This window comes from Vibrio sp. (assembly GCF_047973365.1).
Lineage (GTDB): Bacteria > Pseudomonadota > Gammaproteobacteria > Enterobacterales > Vibrionaceae > Vibrio.
Window position 1 is genome coordinate 1 of the sequence record NZ_JBKEBW010000072.1, and the last position, 2,159, is coordinate 2,159.

The 2,159-nt window shown below is 42.9% G+C and carries 2 protein-coding genes and 2 pseudogenes; 1 reads left to right on the plus strand and 3 read right to left on the minus strand.

Annotated elements, in window-relative coordinates:
• Together ACK5MF_RS09450 and hpt are read right to left on the minus strand one after the other, a co-directional pair.
• A pseudogene (locus ACK5MF_RS09450) lies at positions 1 to 282 on the minus strand (helix-turn-helix domain-containing protein); the annotation flags it as partial.
• Between the two features lie 149 nt (positions 283 to 431).
• Positions 432 to 962: a hypoxanthine phosphoribosyltransferase gene (gene hpt, locus ACK5MF_RS09455; RefSeq protein WP_416921583.1), complete on the minus strand. Its 531-nt coding sequence runs from the start codon at positions 960 to 962 to the stop codon at positions 432 to 434.
• Positions 963 to 1,276: 314 nt separating this feature from the next.
• Here hpt and ACK5MF_RS09460 point away from each other — a divergent pair, with 314 nt between their 5' ends.
• Positions 1,277 to 1,885, plus strand: a complete 609-nt coding sequence (locus ACK5MF_RS09460) for a LuxR/HapR/OpaR family quorum-sensing transcriptional regulator (RefSeq protein ID WP_416921585.1) — start codon at positions 1,277 to 1,279, stop codon at positions 1,883 to 1,885.
• Positions 1,886 to 1,984: 99 nt separating this feature from the next.
• Here ACK5MF_RS09460 and ACK5MF_RS09465 read toward each other — a convergent pair.
• Positions 1,985 to 2,159, minus strand: a pseudogene (locus ACK5MF_RS09465) (group II intron reverse transcriptase/maturase); the annotation flags it as partial.

The window sequence follows — 2,159 nt, forward strand, 5'->3', positions numbered from 1 at the left end:
ACTCGTTAACGTCGTAGGGAAAGAGAGGTTTAACACCGCGCTAGTGTGTCTGACAGACCAGCCCTTTGTCCACAATAATTGCAACGCTTCCAGCTTAGCTTCCGCACTAAGAGAATGGCCATCAATTAAAAATGAATTTGAACCATGCATAGTGAAAACATGAGCCCAATAACGAACATGTTTTGTTGGGACAGAATATTTTTCAGCGAGCTCTCGAGGAGTGGAGCCATCAAGATACTTTTTAGCTACTGTGAACTTTAACTCGCGACTGTCTGTGGACATAAATAAAAGACCCCCAATAATTGGTTGTCCAACTATTGGGGGTCACTTCAGAGCATGGGAACGAGGATTCTCTTAACTGATTGGCATTACCCACTAAGTGGGCTTTTATCTTTTTTATCAACCCGCGATTACGCTTGTGGAGCTAGCAATTACTCTTGTGGAATAACTTTACCAATGAAGGGTAAGTGACGGTATTTTTGTGCATAATCGATGCCGACACCGACAACAAATTCATCCGGAATTTCAAAACCAATCCACGAAACTTCAACATTGACTTCACGACGAGACGGTTTATCAAGCAAGGTACAAATCTGAATTGATTTAGGCTCACGTAGCGAAAGAATTTCTTTCACTTTGTTTAGCGTGTTACCTGTATCAATGATGTCTTCGACAAGCAGTACATCTTTACCTTTGATGTCATCATCCAGATCTTTCAGGATGCGCACATCACGAGAGCTCGTCATAGAGTTACCGTAGCTAGATGCTGTCATGAAATCGACTTGGTGAGTCAATTCAATTGCTCGCGCCAAGTCAGCCATGAAAACAAAAGAACCACGCAACAAGCCAACCAGTACCAAGTCTTGGCTACCTTGGTAGTGTTGCGTGATTTGCTTACCTAGCTCACGGATACGTTCCTGAACTTCTTGCTCAGAAATCATTACTTCAACTGTATGCTTCATACCATTCTCGTTTGATTGGGGAACGATGATTCAATAATCGAATCATAGTGCCACTGAAATTCTTCGCCGCGTATAGTACCACCGCCAGGCAGTAGAGTTAATCATTTCTCCTATCTAGAGGCCCGACTATCTGGCTATAGAAAATGAAACTGTTGATAAAACTCAATTTTAATAATTGAGATGAATGTATTAATTGAAACGTTGATATTCAGAATATGCACCAGTACACTCATAAAGTTTTAAAACAAATAATAAAATAATCATTAGAGTGGCAAACACTCAACGAACAACTCAAACGGCAAGGATTCACTATTATGGACGCATCTATCGAGAAACGGCCAAGAACGAGGCTATCCCCCCAGAAACGTAAACAACAACTGATGGAAATCGCACTAGAAGTTTTCGCCAGACGCGGCATTGGCCGAGGTGGTCACGCGGATATCGCTGAAATTGCTCAAGTGTCGGTAGCCACTGTTTTCAACTACTTCCCTACCCGCGAAGATTTGGTCGATGAAGTACTTAATTACGTCGTTCGTCAGTTCTCTAACTTCTTAACCGACAACATTGATTTAGACTTACCGGCCAAAAATAACCTCAACAACATCACCAACGAGTTAGTGGAAATTAGCTATCAGGATTGTCACTGGTTGAAAGTATGGTTCGAATGGAGTGCCTCAACCCGCGATGAAGTGTGGCCGCTATTTATGTCAACCAACCGAACCAATCGGATACTGGTGAAAAACGTCTTCAGCAAAGCGATTGAACGTGGGGAGGTGTGTGACAAGCACGACCCAGAAGCGTTGACTATGCTATTCCACGGTCTGTGCTACTCACTGTTTGTGCAAGCAAACCGAGTGGCAGACAAAGAAAGTATTAACAAATTAGCCAATAGCTACATGGATATGCTTTGCATTTATCAATAGATGCGCATTGAAGTTGCAACTCAAGATGTAATCGAGTAGGGTGAGGCGTTACCGCCTCATCCCTCTCACAGAACCGTACGTACGGACCTCGTATACGGCTCATGCATACTTCCATTCAGCATAATTGCTAAACACATACCCTGTTCCTACTTGCTCAAGATTTACCAACCCCAGTTCGTTGAACCATTGGTTTGGCATCGCATAACTGGCTAGAGGACTTTGCGCATTTCTCCAACTACTCATTCGGATAAATCTAAACGGCGGCTTATATCCA